The organism is Vibrio gigantis, from assembly GCF_024347515.1.
Taxonomy (GTDB): Bacteria; Pseudomonadota; Gammaproteobacteria; order Enterobacterales; family Vibrionaceae; genus Vibrio; species Vibrio gigantis.
Map to the genome: position 1 here is coordinate 3455621 of NZ_AP025492.1, position 16927 is coordinate 3472547.

Annotated in this window: 5 protein-coding genes, 3 tRNA genes and 5 rRNA genes; 4 read left to right on the top strand and 9 right to left on the bottom strand. The window is 46.7% G+C overall.

Translation table 11 applies throughout. The features are described from left to right. Nucleotides 1–58: 58 nt before the first annotated feature. On the bottom strand, nt 59–2587 hold the full coding sequence (locus OCV56_RS15570; protein ID WP_086713405.1) for a class I adenylate cyclase: 2529 nt from the start codon (nt 2585–2587) through the stop codon (nt 59–61). Between the two features lie 344 nt (nt 2588–2931). Here OCV56_RS15570 and hemC point away from each other — a divergent pair, with 344 nt between their 5' ends. The 4 genes from hemC to OCV56_RS15590 are packed head-to-tail and all read left to right on the top strand — an operon-like array spanning nt 2932 to nt 7028. Then, the gene (gene hemC / locus OCV56_RS15575) at nt 2932–3870 is read left to right on the top strand and encodes a hydroxymethylbilane synthase (RefSeq protein ID WP_086713404.1); all 939 of its coding nucleotides are present in this window, start codon (nt 2932–2934) and stop codon (nt 3868–3870) included. A 2-nt stretch (nt 3871–3872) separates the two neighbouring features. Then, a complete protein-coding gene (locus OCV56_RS15580) occupies nt 3873–4601 on the top strand; it encodes a uroporphyrinogen-III synthase (protein ID WP_086713403.1) in 729 nt (242 codons plus the stop codon). A gap of 19 nt (nt 4602–4620) precedes the next feature. Continuing rightward, nucleotides 4621–5847 carry a uroporphyrinogen-III C-methyltransferase gene (locus tag OCV56_RS15585; RefSeq protein ID WP_086713402.1) on the top strand — a complete coding sequence of 409 codons (1227 nt, stop codon included), beginning with the start codon at nt 4621–4623 and terminating at the stop codon, nt 5845–5847. Next, entirely contained in the window at nt 5847–7028 is a 1182-nt protein-coding gene (locus OCV56_RS15590; protein ID WP_086713401.1) for a heme biosynthesis protein HemY, read from the top strand. Before OCV56_RS15585 ends, OCV56_RS15590 begins: the two co-directional genes overlap by 1 nt. Nucleotides 7029–7847: 819 nt before the next feature. On the opposite strand, the gene OCV56_RS15595 is transcribed toward OCV56_RS15590, so the two are convergent. The 8 genes from OCV56_RS15595 to OCV56_RS15630 form a co-directional block, all read right to left on the bottom strand. Next, a tRNA-Asp gene (locus OCV56_RS15595) sits at nt 7848–7924 on the bottom strand. Between the two features lie 43 nt (nt 7925–7967). Further along, a 5S ribosomal RNA gene (rrf, locus tag OCV56_RS15600) occupies nt 7968–8083 on the bottom strand. Between the two features lie 96 nt (nt 8084–8179). Further along, nucleotides 8180–11073, bottom strand: a 23S ribosomal RNA gene (locus tag OCV56_RS15605). 300 nt (nt 11074–11373) lie between these two features. After that, nucleotides 11374–11449 (bottom strand) — tRNA-Ala (locus OCV56_RS15610). 14 nt (nt 11450–11463) lie between these two features. Beyond that, nucleotides 11464–11540: transfer RNA gene (locus OCV56_RS15615), tRNA-Ile, on the bottom strand. Nucleotides 11541–11607: 67 nt separating this feature from the next. Beyond that, nucleotides 11608–13162, bottom strand: a 16S ribosomal RNA gene (locus OCV56_RS15620). Nucleotides 13163–13570: 408 nt separating this feature from the next. Next, nucleotides 13571–13686: ribosomal RNA gene (gene rrf / locus OCV56_RS15625) — 5S ribosomal RNA — on the bottom strand. 96 nt (nt 13687–13782) lie between these two features. Further along, nucleotides 13783–16676, bottom strand: a 23S ribosomal RNA gene (locus OCV56_RS15630). The 16S, 23S and 5S rRNA genes sit together here with 3 tRNA genes alongside, the layout of an rRNA operon. Between the last annotated feature and the right edge of the window lie 251 nt (nt 16677–16927).

Consider the following 16927-nt stretch of genomic DNA (forward strand, 5'->3'; position numbering starts at 1 on the left):
AACTAAAAAGGAGTGAATCAATCACTCCTTTTTTAATTTCAACCGACTCAAACTAGCCCTAGATATTGACTATCTTCGAACTCCGAGAAGACAAAATAGAGTCGTTACGATAAGGCACAACATAAGAATTGCCTTCTTCCGGATGAATGATTTGGTAATACTGAGGTAAGTTAAAATTAATCAACTTCGATGACAACTTAGACTCATCTTTTACTGAAGTATAAAAAGAGTTCACGCTAGCAATCATCTCATCTTTCTCACCGTTGTATTGGTGATACGCCTCTACCTGATTCGATTCATCCAAGACATAGATATTGAAACCTTTGTCGGTATCTTCGAAGAAGAACTGGATTAAACCCTCACTAGCAAAACCATCAACCACTTCTGGTAGTTGATACTCTTGCTCTTTATCAAGCATCAATAAAGGTGAACCCTTCAACTTATTACTTGAGATACTACGGTAGAAATCGACCGAATTTTCCAACATCTGTACCGAAACACCTCGACGTTCAAAGAACAGACCGAACATTTTGTTGGCTAAGCGAATAGCCTTAAAGCGACGACGCTTCTCAGGTTCAATTGGCTTCAGACGCAAGTCGATACATTCAGCAAGCAATTGGTACACCATATTGCGCATCACACCACGCAGATTCTTGCTATAGCAGAATACATCCACAGATTCCGGCGGTAAGGCATCTTGATGCATTTTCCCAAGAACCGTTTTCAAAGCATCTAACATCGCAGTATCACCTTGGAAGTGAAGCGTACGAACTTCATGCCAAGAATTACGATAAACCAGATCAACACTACCAACTAAGCTCTTACCTTCCTCACCAAAACTGAAGATATCAGCATTCTTGAGGTCTACTTTCAGCTCACGACTGCTTAGCTCAGAAGTCGGGTCATTCTCAAAGTTGATGAACATCGCCAGCTGGCTGATTTCACAGGGGCTTGCGAGAGCTTGCATGCTCGGACGACGCTTACGCAGCGAGAAAGTGTTACGCAGGTCGCTGACCATTTGATAGAACTTATCGATATCAATTTGAGCGTCACGAACCACTGAGTGCAAACGCGTCGACTCTGTAATTAAACCATTAAAAAACGACCAAGCAACCAACTTGCTCAGGTACTCATGATGCTCAAGAGAAGGCTGACCAAGAATACGGTGCGCAACCAACGGTTGTTTATACAGGTACCAACCCGCTTTGTTGGACTGGCCCTGACGCACTTCAATAAAGCTCAAGTCTGACTCATGGAGATCCGGTGAGATTTGCGGGTTCAGTAGCGTCACTTTGCCAGGTAAGACTTCAAACGCAGCATAAAGCTTACGGGCCAAGATACTAATATCTTGTGGGCTAATGGCAGAAGTAATGTCGTTACGACGAGCAAATTGAATCAGATTTCGATAACTCAGCATCAAGGCATCAAGCAGCGCATGATGCACCACTTTAACCTGCTCGACCTTCCAATTACGGCGGTTGTCGAGCTCAGCAATAGTGTCATGTCCCCAATTCCAAGATTTAGTCATCTCGGTTAAGGCTTCGCGGCGCCATGCTACCGATCCCATTCCCGCTTCTCGCGACAACTTCTCGTGAGTCTTGAGGTAAAAACAGCGCCTTACCAAGTCTAATCGAGTGTGGTCATTGATACGCTCGAGGTAACGAGTCACCTTCTCAAGCATCAGATAGTAACTATCCATGCCATACAGATCAGGTTCATCCGCAAAGAAGCGGCGCTTGGTATCAATACTTAGCAGTTGGGTGTTTGGGTATTCCCATGAATAGGCCTCTAACAGGATCGCCTTCAAAACCGATTTATACGGTGAGTCAATACTCTTATAAAGTTGCCATAGGTTTGAACCAAAGTACTCTTCAGCGGGAATACGATTCAGCTTGCCGAAATCGATCCACTGCGAGCAATCAAGATAACCATCCTGACACAAGCCTTGAACATACTCGTCGTAGCACTCTTCCATTTCTGGCGGAATGATTTGCCACAACAGGCGCTGCCCCGCTAAGCGAACCGCAGAGCGATAGAATTCATCAAGCAATAACAAGTGTTGTGAGGAACCACAATTATCACCCGTCATCTCTTCTGAATGGTTCGAGCGGAAACGCTGTTCATCCATCAAAAAGAAGTTAGCTTCAACGCCTAACGTTTCAGCCCAGTCAGTAATCAGCAAACATTTGTTGGTTAGGCTATCGCGAGATGCACCGTCCATATCTGGTGATACACAAACCCAGATATCAAGATCACTTGAAGTGCTTTGGCCAATAGAAGACGTACTACCCATGGTGTACAGGCCAAGAATTGCTGGTTCAGCAGATTCCGTTAACTTGCCACCTAGCGTTAGTTCAGTATCAGAGACAAATTGCTTTTGGAATTCATTAAGCGTGAAACTATGAATTCCAAAAGGAACTTGTTGGTCATAATAACCGGGTATCATTGGATGATTGAAATGAAACAGTGCTGGAATAAGGTTAAAAACTTGTTGGCCTTGGACATTCATCAATGCCAACGCACGATCAATGCGCTGTTGATTTAGATTGTCTAATCGTTGAATCAGTGTCTGAGTGTAAGCCTGCAAGGTAAGTCCTTGGTTTGAGATTAAATGCACTTCTGTTTAGTTACTGAACGAACGCAGCAACAAAACGTGATCAATTTAACACTTTTACCCTTACTGGTAAAGTAAAGGAAGCTGCCATACTGACCAATTTCTTGATGACAAAAAGTTAAACTCACGGCGCCGTAGTGTCCTCTTTATTGACTATTTCTAATAATAGCCCATGTTTCAAATGAGATACCAATCACACTATTTTGGTGAACTTATGAAAATCGCTCAGCTAACAAAGCATGGAATGATCAAACAGTAAGAATTTTTGCCTCACAATGGTAGGATTAGGCTATTACAGAACCTATATCGGAAACACCATGACAAATTCAGCACCAATCCGTATCGCAACCAGAAAAAGCCCTCTTGCCCTTTGGCAGGCATACTTTGTAAGGGATGCACTGCAAGCTGCTCACCCTGGTTTAGAGGTTGAGTTGGTAACTATGGTGACCAAAGGTGACATCATCCTCGACACTCCGCTTGCTAAAGTAGGTGGTAAAGGACTGTTCGTTAAAGAACTTGAAGTCGCGATGCTAGAAGGTCGTGCTGACCTAGCCGTTCACTCAATGAAAGATGTACCTGTCGACTTCCCTGAAGGTCTAGGTCTGGTGACGATTTGTGAACGCGAAGATCCTCGTGACGCATTCGTATCAAACACTTACAACAACATTGATGAACTACCACAAGGTGCTGTTGTAGGTACATGTAGCCTGCGTCGTCAGTGTCAATTGCTTGAGTACCGTCCTGACTTAATCATCAAAGAACTACGCGGCAACGTGGGCACTCGTCTAGGTAAACTCGATGATGGTCAATACGATGCTATCGTGCTGGCTGCTGCTGGCCTTAAGCGTCTAGAGCTAGAGGAGCGTATCCGTAGCTTTATCGAACCAGAACAGTCTCTACCAGCTGTCGGCCAAGGTGCTGTTGGTATTGAGTGTCGTCTAGATGACGAACGTCTGATCAAGCTTCTTGAACCGCTGAATCACAAAGACACAGCCGATCGTGTACTTTGCGAACGTGCGATGAACCTAACTCTAGAGGGTGGTTGTCAGGTGCCTATCGGTAGTTACTCTCTGTTAGATGGCGATAACATCTGGCTGCGTGCATTAGTAGGTGAACCCGATGGTTCTAAAATGGTTCGTGGCGAAATATCTGGCCCTCGTGAGGATGCAGAAGCGCTTGGCGTTACTCTGGCTAATCAACTGCTGGATGACGGTGCGAGAGAAATCTTAACTAAGCTTTACGCAGACCAAGATTAATCATGACAGTGTTGGTAACTCGTCCTGGCTCAGAGGGACAATCGCTTTGCCAACAACTAGCGGATGAAGGAATTCAAGCAATCCATCATCCGCTGATTCGTATCGTTGATAATCCACACTCATCGGATTTAAGCACCCAGCTTAATAACAGCGATATCATTATTGCAGTCAGTCACCATGCTGTGACCGCAGCCCAAAGTATCCTTTCAAAAACCTCATCCATTTGGCCCACTTCGCCGCTTTATCTTGGCGTTGGTCAAAAAACTGCGCACGTTTTAAGCAAAGTCTGTAAACAAAAAGTAAACTACCCTCAAGTTAGTGATAGTGAACACCTTCTTAAACTTACTGAACTTAATGGCGTAGAAAATAAGTCCATTTTGATACTACGTGGCAATGGTGGGCGTGAGCTCATTAGAGATTCTTTACTCAATCGAGGTGCACAAGTCTCTTATTGTGAGACCTACCGTAGAGAATATATTCCCATTAGCGACCACAATACCTATCAAACATGGATAAACAAAAAAACGTCCAAAGTTGTCATCACTAGTCAGGAACAATTGGAGTATCTGTGCTCAATTACCCCTGACGAGTATTTGGCTTGGCTTTCAACGAGACAACTATTTGTCCCAAGTCAGCGCATAGTAGAACGAGCACACCAACTCGGCTTCTTGAACGTGACCAATACTCACAGTGCTACGAACCAAATATTACTGGCTGCTCTCCGGCCCTAGCTAGAAACAGGAAATAAGCATGACAAGCAAAAAAAATAATGAGCATATTGAACCTGAAAATAAACAAGACACTCAGCCAGTAGTTGTTGAAAGCGAAAAAGCTGACTCTACAGAGACAAAACAGCCTGAACAGAAGCTTGATGCCTCTACGTCAGATACCGCTAAAAATGAGCAGCCTCAAGCTGAACATCAAGAGCAAATAGAGAAAGCAGAAAAACAAGGTAAACGCGGTGTCAAACTAGGTGCTATTGCGATCGCTATTTCTATTATCTTCAGTGGTGGTATCGCATTTCAAATGCAACAAAAGAGCGCTGAATACTCAGCTCAAATCGCTGCTCTTCAAGCACAGCTTCAAAATACCCAAGCAGCAGTAAATAAAGATCTACAAACCATCAAACAAGAGACGATCCAAGAAGCTTCACACGCGGTGGAGAAAACTCAGGTAGTACAGTCTCAACAGCAGAAGAGCATTCAAAGCCTGCAGTTAGCGGTGGCTGATGTGAAAGGTCGACGCCCGAATGACTGGTTACTTGCTGAAGCCGATTACCTTGTGAAACTGGCAGGACGTAAACTGTTCCTAGAACATGATGCCGTAAGTGCAACCAAGTTAATGGAAAGTGCCGATCAACGTATCGCAGCATTAAATGACCCGAGCTTAGTATCACTGCGTCAATCAATGACCAATGACATTACTAAGCTTCGTACTATTCCTCTGATCGACCGTGATGGCTTAGTTCTACGCATTACAAGTCTGCAACAGCAAGTCGATACACTGCCGCTTGCCAATGCTATTCTTCCAGAAGCTGCCGCTGTTGAGAAAAAAGCGGTATCACAAGATATTAATGATTGGCAGAACAACCTGATGACGTCGATGAAAGACTTCTCAGAAAACTTCATCACCTTCCGTAGTCGTGATGGCGAAGTTATCCCTCTACTATCTCCTGAGCAACACTTCTACCTACGTGAAAATATCAAAGGTAAATTAGAAACTGCAATTCGCGCAGTCTACAAAGAGCAAGGTGAAGTCTATAGTACGGCTCTTAATACCGCTAGCGAGTGGTCAAAAGCGTATCTAAACCAAGATAGCAACTCAGTTATTGAATTTGAGAAAGCAATTAAACAGTTAAGTGAACAGAACATCTCTGTGAAATACCCTGTAAAACTAGAGTCTCAAAATGAGTTATCCGATGTGATACGTGAGCGACTACGTCGTGAAGTCACCGTTATGACCACGGAGGAGAAATAATGATTCGTTGGATTTTTCTTTTTCTCGTATTAGGTGCTGGGTTAGTTGTCGGCACCCAGTTCTCAGGTCAACAAGGGTATGTGCTGATCTCAATAGCAAATAAGACCATTGAGATGAGCGTAACAACACTGGTTATTTTTGTCATTGCACTTCTAGCCGCTCTATTCGGTTTAGAGTACCTATTTAAAAAACTTATGTACGCAAGCTCGACAACTTGGAACTGGTTCAGCGTTCGTAAACTAAAACGCTCTCGCCGTTATACCAATGAAGGGATCATCAAGCTTCTTGAAGGTGATTGGAAAGGTGCTGAGAAGAAGGTAACTCGTTGGGCTAATCATCATGACATGCCCCTGCTTTGTTATTTAGTCGCTTCTCAAGCTGCTCACGAACAAGGCAATACAAGTGAGCGCGATAAGTATATCGAGCTTGCTAGCCAACAGGACGACTCTTTACTAGCGGTTGAGCTAACTAAAGCAAAACAGCAAATCAGTGAGTCGAACTACGAAGCGGCATTCAATACGCTTTCTTCCTTAAAAGGCACATACCCTAATAACACCGCGGTACTTGGGCTATTAAAAGCCACCTACATGCAACTTAAGTTATGGGAACCGTTGCTAGAGCTGACACCTAAATTGGTAAAGAACAAGCTTCTAACAACTGATGAACAACGTGAATTAGAACAGAAAGCACAATGTGGTTTACTTCATGATGTTGCACAGCAGCAAGGCAGTGAAGGCCTAATAAGCCACTGGAACAAGCTTTCAAGAAAGCAGAAACAAAACTCGCATCTTGTATCATGCTTTGTGAAACAACTGATCGCTCGTAAAGCTGACTCAGAAGCGTTCACAGTGATCAAAGAGAATATTGCAAAGAGTGGTTCAAATGAGCTCTACATGTTGCTTCCAGAACTTAATCTAGCCGATCACCACCCAGTAGTGGTCATGCTAGAACGTGCTATCAGTAAAGACAGCGGTAATGCCGAAGCACATAGTGCATTAGCTCAATTCTACCTGAGAGAGCAGAAGTGGGCAGAAGCACAAGGCCACTTCGAAAAAGCCCTAGCACTTCGCTCAAATGTTTCAGATTATGGATACCTATCTGACGCACTAGAGAAGCAAAACTTAACGAAAGCGGCTCACGAGGTTTCTCGTAAAGCGCTAGCTCTAGTTCAGCCAGCCTAGTCTAATTCTATAAATGAAAAGCCGATGCCCAGCATCGGCTTTTTTGTATCTGTAGCTTATCGCCAGATAACGTCAAAGATACCTCTAAACCAAATCTATCCCCTTACTCGCTCCCCCTCGCAAACCGAGTTTATAAAACTATGATTTCACGAAATAAAGGATCCCAAACACACGGCAAGCAACTTTAATTGTGTCTGTACATAATTCAGAATTCTTATAAACAAGCTCGTAGATTTGATTCAAGAGCCACCTCAGAGAAAACTGGCACCTTGAAGCTAAAGAGAAATGAAACTCACCTCAAGAGAAGGCGTTTAAAAATATTTATCAGCCGATAGAAACCCACTTTAAATTACGCTGAGTTATCAATGAAATAGCTATCAATATTCCAACTATAAAATGCTAACACCCGGTAATGTAGCTACCGTAGCTGCCTGTTGAGTCACTTCTGTAGTAAAAGAGATGAGCAAGAATTCCAGAACCAACAAAGCCTTATCATTAAAAACGAGGGATCTTTACCTGCCAACTCAAATTAGTAGGAAGCAAAACTCTCTAAAATTCTCTGGAAAGGTTAATCATTGAACCATAGCCAATATCAGCGGACAACAGAGATTATAAGAGAAGGATTGACGCCCTTATACCGGAAACGACGAAAGCCTAGTCGTCAGACTAGGCTTTCTAATACGAGCGAGAATAGCGAAAGCGTTTAATGCGGCCACCGAGCAAGGAGAAATCCTGTTGGCACGATCTCCTCGAGAGACAAAACACTTTTCTTCAAATGTAAAAAAGCCCTGCTATTTCTAGCAGGGCTTTTCTAATAAGTGGCGGAGTGGACGGGACTCGAACCCGCGACCCCCGGCGTGACAGGCCGGTATTCTAACCAACTGAACTACCACTCCGCAGTGGAATACTTGTCGTCGCTGACAAGTGTTCAAATTTAAAGCCTGGCGATGTCCTACTCTCACATGGGGAAGCCCCACACTACCATCGGCGCTATTGTGTTTCACTTCTGAGTTCGGCATGGAATCAGGTGGGTCCACAATGCTATGGTCGCCAAGCAAATTTTAAAATTCGGAAAGCTGTTTTTCGTTCTCTTCAAACCCATTCAAGCGTTTGGTATTTCTTTGAGTCCATCAAAACCCCTTGGGTGTTGTATGGTTAAGCCTCACGGGCAATTAGTACAGGTTAGCTCAATGCCTCGCAGCACTTACACACCCTGCCTATCAACGTCGTAGTCTACGACAACCCTTTAGGACACTTAAAGTGTCAGGGAAAACTCATCTCAAGGCTCGCTTCCCGCTTAGATGCTTTCAGCGGTTATCGATTCCGAACTTAGCTACCGGGCAATGCCATTGGCATGACAACCCGAACACCAGAGGTTCGTCCACTCCGGTCCTCTCGTACTAGGAGCAGCCCCTTTCAATTTTCCAACGCCCACGGCAGATAGGGACCGAACTGTCTCACGACGTTCTAAACCCAGCTCGCGTACCACTTTAAATGGCGAACAGCCATACCCTTGGGACCGACTTCAGCCCCAGGATGTGATGAGCCGACATCGAGGTGCCAAACACCGCCGTCGATATGAACTCTTGGGCGGTATCAGCCTGTTATCCCCGGAGTACCTTTTATCCGTTGAGCGATGGCCCTTCCATTCAGAACCACCGGATCACTATGACCTGCTTTCGCACCTGCTCGAATTGTCATTCTCGCAGTCAAGCGGGCTTATGCCATTGCACTAACCACACGATGTCCAACCGTGTTTAGCCCACCTTCGTGCTCCTCCGTTACTCTTTGGGAGGAGACCGCCCCAGTCAAACTACCCACCAGGCACTGTCCGTAATCCCGATTCAGGGACCAACGTTAGAACATCAAAACTACAAGGGTGGTATTTCAAGGACGACTCCACCACATCTAGCGACGCGGTTTCAAAGTCTCCCACCTATCCTACACATGTAGGTTCAATGTTCAGTGCCAAGCTGTAGTAAAGGTTCACGGGGTCTTTCCGTCTAGCCGCGGGTACACTGCATCTTCACAGCGATTTCAATTTCACTGAGTCTCGGGTGGAGACAGCGTGGCCATCATTACGCCATTCGTGCAGGTCGGAACTTACCCGACAAGGAATTTCGCTACCTTAGGACCGTTATAGTTACGGCCGCCGTTTACCGGGGCTTCGATCAAGAGCTTCGACCGAAGTCTAACCCCATCAATTAACCTTCCGGCACCGGGCAGGCGTCACACCGTATACGTCATCTTACGATTTTGCACAGTGCTGTGTTTTTAATAAACAGTTGCAGCCACCTGGTATCTGCGACTCTCGTCTGCTCCATCCGCAAGGGACTTCACTGATAAGAGCGTACCTTCTCCCGAAGTTACGGTACCATTTTGCCTAGTTCCTTCACCCGAGTTCTCTCAAGCGCCTTGGTATTCTCTACCCGACCACCTGTGTCGGTTTGGGGTACGATTCCTTACAATCTGAAGCTTAGAGGCTTTTCCTGGAAGCATGGCATCAATGACTTCACTACCGTAGTAGCTCGACATCGTATCTCAGCGTTAGTAGCGGTCCGGATTTACCTAAACCACCCGCCTACGTACTTGAACCTGGACAACCGTCGCCAGGCCCACCTAGCCTTCTCCGTCCCCCCATCGCAATTGTAAGAAGTACGGGAATATTAACCCGTTTCCCATCGACTACGCCTTTCGGCCTCGCCTTAGGAGTCGACTTACCCTGCCCCGATTAACGTTGGACAGGAACCCTTGGTCTTCCGGCGAGGGAGTTTTTCACTCCCTTTATCGTTACTCATGTCAGCATTCGCACTTCTGATACCTCCAGCAGCCCTTACAGACCACCTTCAACGGCTTACAGAACGCTCCCCTACCCCACATACCCTAAGGTACGTAGCCGCAGCTTCGGTGTATAGCTTAGCCCCGTTACATCTTCCGCGCAGGCCGACTCGACCAGTGAGCTATTACGCTTTCTTTAAATGATGGCTGCTTCTAAGCCAACATCCTGGCTGTCTGAGCCTTCCCACATCGTTTCCCACTTAGCTATACTTTGGGACCTTAGCTGGCGGTCTGGGTTGTTTCCCTCTCCACGACGGACGTTAGCACCCGCCGTGTGTCTCCCGGATAGTACTTACTGGTATTCGGAGTTTGCAAAGGGTTGGTAAGTCGGGATGACCCCCTAGCCTTAACAGTGCTCTACCCCCAGTAGTATTCGTCCGAGGCGCTACCTAAATAGCTTTCGGGGAGAACCAGCTATCTCCAGGTTTGATTGGCCTTTCACCCCTAGCCACAAGTCATCCGCTAATTTTTCAACATTAGTCGGTTCGGTCCTCCAGTTGATGTTACTCAACCTTCAACCTGCCCATGGCTAGATCACCTGGTTTCGGGTCTAATCCTAGCAACTGTACGCCCAGTTAAGACTCGGTTTCCCTACGGCTCCCCTAAACGGTTAACCTTGCTACTAAAATTAAGTCGCTGACCCATTATACAAAAGGTACGCAGTCACACCACGAAGGTGCTCCTACTGCTTGTACGTACACGGTTTCAGGTTCTATTTCACTCCCCTCACAGGGGTTCTTTTCGCCTTTCCCTCACGGTACTGGTTCACTATCGGTCAGTCAGTAGTATTTAGCCTTGGAGGATGGTCCCCCCATATTCAGACAGGATATCACGTGTCCCGCCCTACTCGTTTTCACTGATTATGATGTGTCGGTTACGGGGCTATCACCCTTTATTGCGAGACTTTCCAGACTCTTCACCTGCATCATTAAAAGCTTAAGGGCTAATCCAATTTCGCTCGCCGCTACTTTCGGAATCTCGGTTGATTTCTCTTCCTCGGGGTACTTAGATGTTTCAGTTCCCCCGGTTTGCCTCCTGTTGCTATGTATTCACAACAGGATACTTACTTATGTAAGTGGGTTTCCCCATTCAGGAATCCCAGACTCAAAAGGTTATTACTACCTAATCTGGGCTTATCGCAAGTTATTACGCCTTTCATCGCCTCTGACTGCCAAGGCATCCACCGTGTACGCTTAGTCACTTAACCATACAACCCGAAAGGGTCTTAGTGTATGGCAACTAACCAAGGTTTTTGGTTGTCATCAAGAAGGGTTAATTCTTGATGACTGTTTGCCGGACTCAATTGTGAATCAAACTAAAGTTTGATTCGAATACAAGACACTTGAATGTGTTTGTTGTGTTTATCTAATGAAAGATAAACATTGAGAACTTTTAAATTTGATTGAATTACTCGTAAGTAATCAATCAGTCAGCTTTCCAAATTGTTAAAGAGCTTGATTCATAAATGAACCATTTTTAAAGATTCTTAGGGAAAAACCCTTAAAGATGGTGGAGCTATGCGGGATCGAACCGCAGACCTCCTGCGTGCAAGGCAGGCGCTCTCCCAGCTGAGCTATAGCCCCATCTAGGTCGATATTGGTGGGTCTGAGTGGACTTGAACCACCGACCTCCCGCTTATCAGGCGAGCGCTCTAACCAGCTGAGCTACAGACCCAATATCGTCTCTTAACTTTTCTAAACCTAATCAATCTGTGTGGACACTCATCGTAAATATCTTCGTATAAGGAGGTGATCCAGCCCCAGGTTCCCCTAGGGCTACCTTGTTACGACTTCACCCCAGTCATGAACCACAAAGTGGTGAGCGTCCTCCCCGAAAGGTTAAACTACCCACTTCTTTTGCAGCCCACTCCCATGGTGTGACGGGCGGTGTGTACAAGGCCCGGGAACGTATTCACCGTGACATTCTGATTCACGATTACTAGCGATTCCGACTTCATGGAGTCGAGTTGCAGACTCCAATCCGGACTACGACGCACTTTTTGGGATTCGCTCACTATCGCTAGCTTGCTGCCCTCTGTATGCGCCATTGTAGCACGTGTGTAGCCCTACTCGTAAGGGCCATGATGACTTGACGTCGTCCCCACCTTCCTCCGGTTTATCACCGGCAGTCTCCCTGGAGTTCCCGACATTACTCGCTGGCAAACAAGGATAAGGGTTGCGCTCGTTGCGGGACTTAACCCAACATTTCACAACACGAGCTGACGACAGCCATGCAGCACCTGTCTCAGAGCTCCCGAAGGCACACCTGCGTCTCCGCTGGCTTCTCTGGATGTCAAGAGTAGGTAAGGTTCTTCGCGTTGCATCGAATTAAACCACATGCTCCACCGCTTGTGCGGGCCCCCGTCAATTCATTTGAGTTTTAATCTTGCGACCGTACTCCCCAGGCGGTCTACTTAACGCGTTAGCTCCGAAAGCCACGGCTCAAGGCCACAACCTCCAAGTAGACATCGTTTACGGCGTGGACTACCAGGGTATCTAATCCTGTTTGCTCCCCACGCTTTCGCATCTGAGTGTCAGTATCTGTCCAGGGGGCCGCCTTCGCCACTGGTATTCCTTCAGATCTCTACGCATTTCACCGCTACACCTGAAATTCTACCCCCCTCTACAGTACTCTAGTTCACCAGTTTCAAATGCAGTTCCGAGGTTGAGCCCCGGGCTTTCACATCTGACTTAATGAACCACCTGCATGCGCTTTACGCCCAGTAATTCCGATTAACGCTCGCACCCTCCGTATTACCGCGGCTGCTGGCACGGAGTTAGCCGGTGCTTCTTCTGTTGCTAACGTCAAGAGATAGCGCTATTAACGCTACCCCCTTCCTCACAACTGAAAGTACTTTACAACCCGAAGGCCTTCTTCATACACGCGGCATGGCTGCATCAGGCTTTCGCCCATTGTGCAATATTCCCCACTGCTGCCTCCCGTAGGAGTCTGGACCGTGTCTCAGTTCCAGTGTGGCTGATCATCCTCTCAGACCAGCTAGGGATCGTCGCCTTGGTGAGCCATTACCTCACCAACTAGCTAATCCCACCTAGGCATATCTTGACGCGAGAGGCCCGAAGGTCCCCCTCTTTGGCCCGTAGGCATTATGCGGTATTAGCCATCGTTTCCAATGGTTATCCCCCACATCAAGGCAATTTCCTAGGCATTACTCACCCGTCCGCCGCTCGACGCCCATTAACGCACCCGAAGGATTGTTAGTGTCGTTTCCGCTCGACTTGCATGTGTTAGGCCTGCCGCCAGCGTTCAATCTGAGCCATGATCAAACTCTTCAATTTAAGACTTTGTGACTCAACGAATACTGACTTCAAAACTAATATTCATTCGCTCTTTTCGAAAAAGGAACGTGAACATGTAATTCTAAAGCTATTACCATTCCAACAGAATGATAATGAATTGACTGTGCCAAATAACCGAAGTTATTTGTATTGGTCACTCAGTTCATTGAAATCAATTTTGTTACCGAAGTAACTGCTATTACCTAAGTAATAACGTTTTGATATTCATCAACGAGTGCCCACACAGATTGATAGGTTTAAATTGTTAAAGAGCTTTGCTTTCAGTGCCTTAGCACTTAAGCAGGACGCGTATAATACGCTTTCTACTTTGAAAGTCAACATAAAATACTAAGAAAACTTAGAACCCTATGGTGACTTGTCTAGAAACTAGACAAAGTCGAAATTAAAGCCTGGCGATGTCCTACTCTCACATGGGGAAGCCCCACACTACCATCGGCGCTATTGTGTTTCACTTCTGAGTTCGGCATGGAATCAGGTGGGTCCACAATGCTATGGTCGCCAAGCAAATTTTAAAATTCGGAAAGCTGTTTTTCGTTCTCTTCAAACTCATTCAAGCGTTTGGTATTTCTTTGAGTCCATCAAAACCCCTTGGGTGTTGTATGGTTAAGCCTCACGGGCAATTAGTACAGGTTAGCTCAATGCCTCGCAGCACTTACACACCCTGCCTATCAACGTCGTAGTCTACGACAACCCTTTAGGACGCTTATAGCGTCAGGGAAAACTCATCTCAAGGCTCGCTTCCCGCTTAGATGCTTTCAGCGGTTATCGATTCCGAACTTAGCTACCGGGCAATGCCATTGGCATGACAACCCGAACACCAGAGGTTCGTCCACTCCGGTCCTCTCGTACTAGGAGCAGCCCCTTTCAATTTTCCAACGCCCACGGCAGATAGGGACCGAACTGTCTCACGACGTTCTAAACCCAGCTCGCGTACCACTTTAAATGGCGAACAGCCATACCCTTGGGACCGACTTCAGCCCCAGGATGTGATGAGCCGACATCGAGGTGCCAAACACCGCCGTCGATATGAACTCTTGGGCGGTATCAGCCTGTTATCCCCGGAGTACCTTTTATCCGTTGAGCGATGGCCCTTCCATTCAGAACCACCGGATCACTATGACCTGCTTTCGCACCTGCTCGAATTGTCATTCTCGCAGTCAAGCGGGCTTATGCCATTGCACTAACCACACGATGTCCAACCGTGTTTAGCCCACCTTCGTGCTCCTCCGTTACTCTTTGGGAGGAGACCGCCCCAGTCAAACTACCCACCAGGCACTGTCCGTAATCCCGATTCAGGGACCAACGTTAGAACATCAAAACTACAAGGGTGGTATTTCAAGGACGACTCCACCACATCTAGCGACGCGGTTTCAAAGTCTCCCACCTATCCTACACATGTAGGTTCAATGTTCAGTGCCAAGCTGTAGTAAAGGTTCACGGGGTCTTTCCGTCTAGCCGCGGGTACACTGCATCTTCACAGCGATTTCAATTTCACTGAGTCTCGGGTGGAGACAGCGTGGCCATCATTACGCCATTCGTGCAGGTCGGAACTTACCCGACAAGGAATTTCGCTACCTTAGGACCGTTATAGTTACGGCCGCCGTTTACCGGGGCTTCGATCAAGAGCTTCGACCGAAGTCTAACCCCATCAATTAACCTTCCGGCACCGGGCAGGCGTCACACCGTATACGTCATCTTACGATTTTGCACAGTGCTGTGTTTTTAATAAACAGTTGCAGCCACCTGGTATCTGCGACTCTCGTCTGCTCCATCCGCAAGGGACTTCACTGATAAGAGCGTACCTTCTCCCGAAGTTACGGTACCATTTTGCCTAGTTCCTTCACCCGAGTTCTCTCAAGCGCCTTGGTATTCTCTACCCGACCACCTGTGTCGGTTTGGGGTACGATTCCTTACAATCTGAAGCTTAGAGGCTTTTCCTGGAAGCATGGCATCAATGACTTCACTACCGTAGTAGCTCGACATCGTATCTCAGCGTTAATGAAAGTCCGGATTTACCTAAACTTTCCGCCTACGTACTTGAACCTGGACAACCGTCGCCAGGCCCACCTAGCCTTCTCCGTCCCCCCATCGCAATTGTAAGAAGTACGGGAATATTAACCCGTTTCCCATCGACTACGCCTTTCGGCCTCGCCTTAGGAGTCGACTTACCCTGCCCCGATTAACGTTGGACAGGAACCCTTGGTCTTCCGGCGAGGGAGTTTTTCACTCCCTTTATCGTTACTCATGTCAGCATTCGCACTTCTGATACCTCCAGCAGCCCTTACAGACCACCTTCAACGGCTTACAGAACGCTCCCCTACCCCACATACCCTAAGGTACGTAGCCGCAGCTTCGGTGTATAGCTTAGCCCCGTTACATCTTCCGCGCAGGCCGACTCGACCAGTGAGCTATTACGCTTTCTTTAAATGATGGCTGCTTCTAAGCCAACATCCTGGCTGTCTGAGCCTTCCCACATCGTTTCCCACTTAGCTATACTTTGGGACCTTAGCTGGCGGTCTGGGTTGTTTCCCTCTCCACGACGGACGTTAGCACCCGCCGTGTGTCTCCCGGATAGTACTTACTGGTATTCGGAGTTTGCAAAGGGTTGGTAAGTCGGGATGACCCCCTAGCCTTAACAGTGCTCTACCCCCAGTAGTATTCGTCCGAGGCGCTACCTAAATAGCTTTCGGGGAGAACCAGCTATCTCCAGGTTTGATTGGCCTTTCACCCCTAGCCACAAGTCATCCGCTAATTTTTCAACATTAGTCGGTTCGGTCCTCCAGTTGATGTTACTCAACCTTCAACCTGCCCATGGCTAGATCACCTGGTTTCGGGTCTAATCCTAGCAACTGTACGCCCAGTTAAGACTCGGTTTCCCTACGGCTCCCCTAAACGGTTAACCTTGCTACTAAAATTAAGTCGCTGACCCATTATACAAAAGGTACGCAGTCACACCACGAAGGTGCTCCTACTGCTTGTACGTACACGGTTTCAGGTTCTATTTCACTCCCCTCACAGGGGTTCTTTTCGCCTTTCCCTCACGGTACTGGTTCACTATCGGTCAGTCAGTAGTATTTAGCCTTGGAGGATGGTCCCCCCATATTCAGACAGGATATCACGTGTCCCGCCCTACTCGTTTTCACTGATTATGATGTGTCGGTTACGGGGCTATCACCCTTTATTGCGAGACTTTCCAGACTCTTCACCTGCATCATTAAAAGCTTAAGGGCTAATCCAATTTCGCTCGCCGCTACTTTCGGAATCTCGGTTGATTTCTCTTCCTCGGGGTACTTAGATGTTTCAGTTCCCCCGGTTTGCCTCCTGTTGCTATGTATTCACAACAGGATACTTACTTATGTAAGTGGGTTTCCCCATTCAGGAATCCCAGACTCAAAAGGTTATTACTACCTAATCTGGGCTTATCGCAAGTTATTACGCCTTTCATCGCCTCTGACTGCCAAGGCATCCACCGTGTACGCTTAGTCACTTAACCATACAACCCGAAAGGGTCTTAGTGTATGGCAACTAACCAAGGTTTTTGGTTGTCATCAAGAAGGGTTAATTCTTGATAACTGTTTGCCGGACTCAATTGTGAATCAATGTAAACATTGATTCGAATACAAGACACTTGAATGTGTTTGTTGTGTTTATCATAAAGATAAACATTGAGAACTTTTAAATTTGATTGAATTACTCGTAAGTAATCAATCAGTCAGCTTTCCAAATTGTTAAAGAGCATAAAGC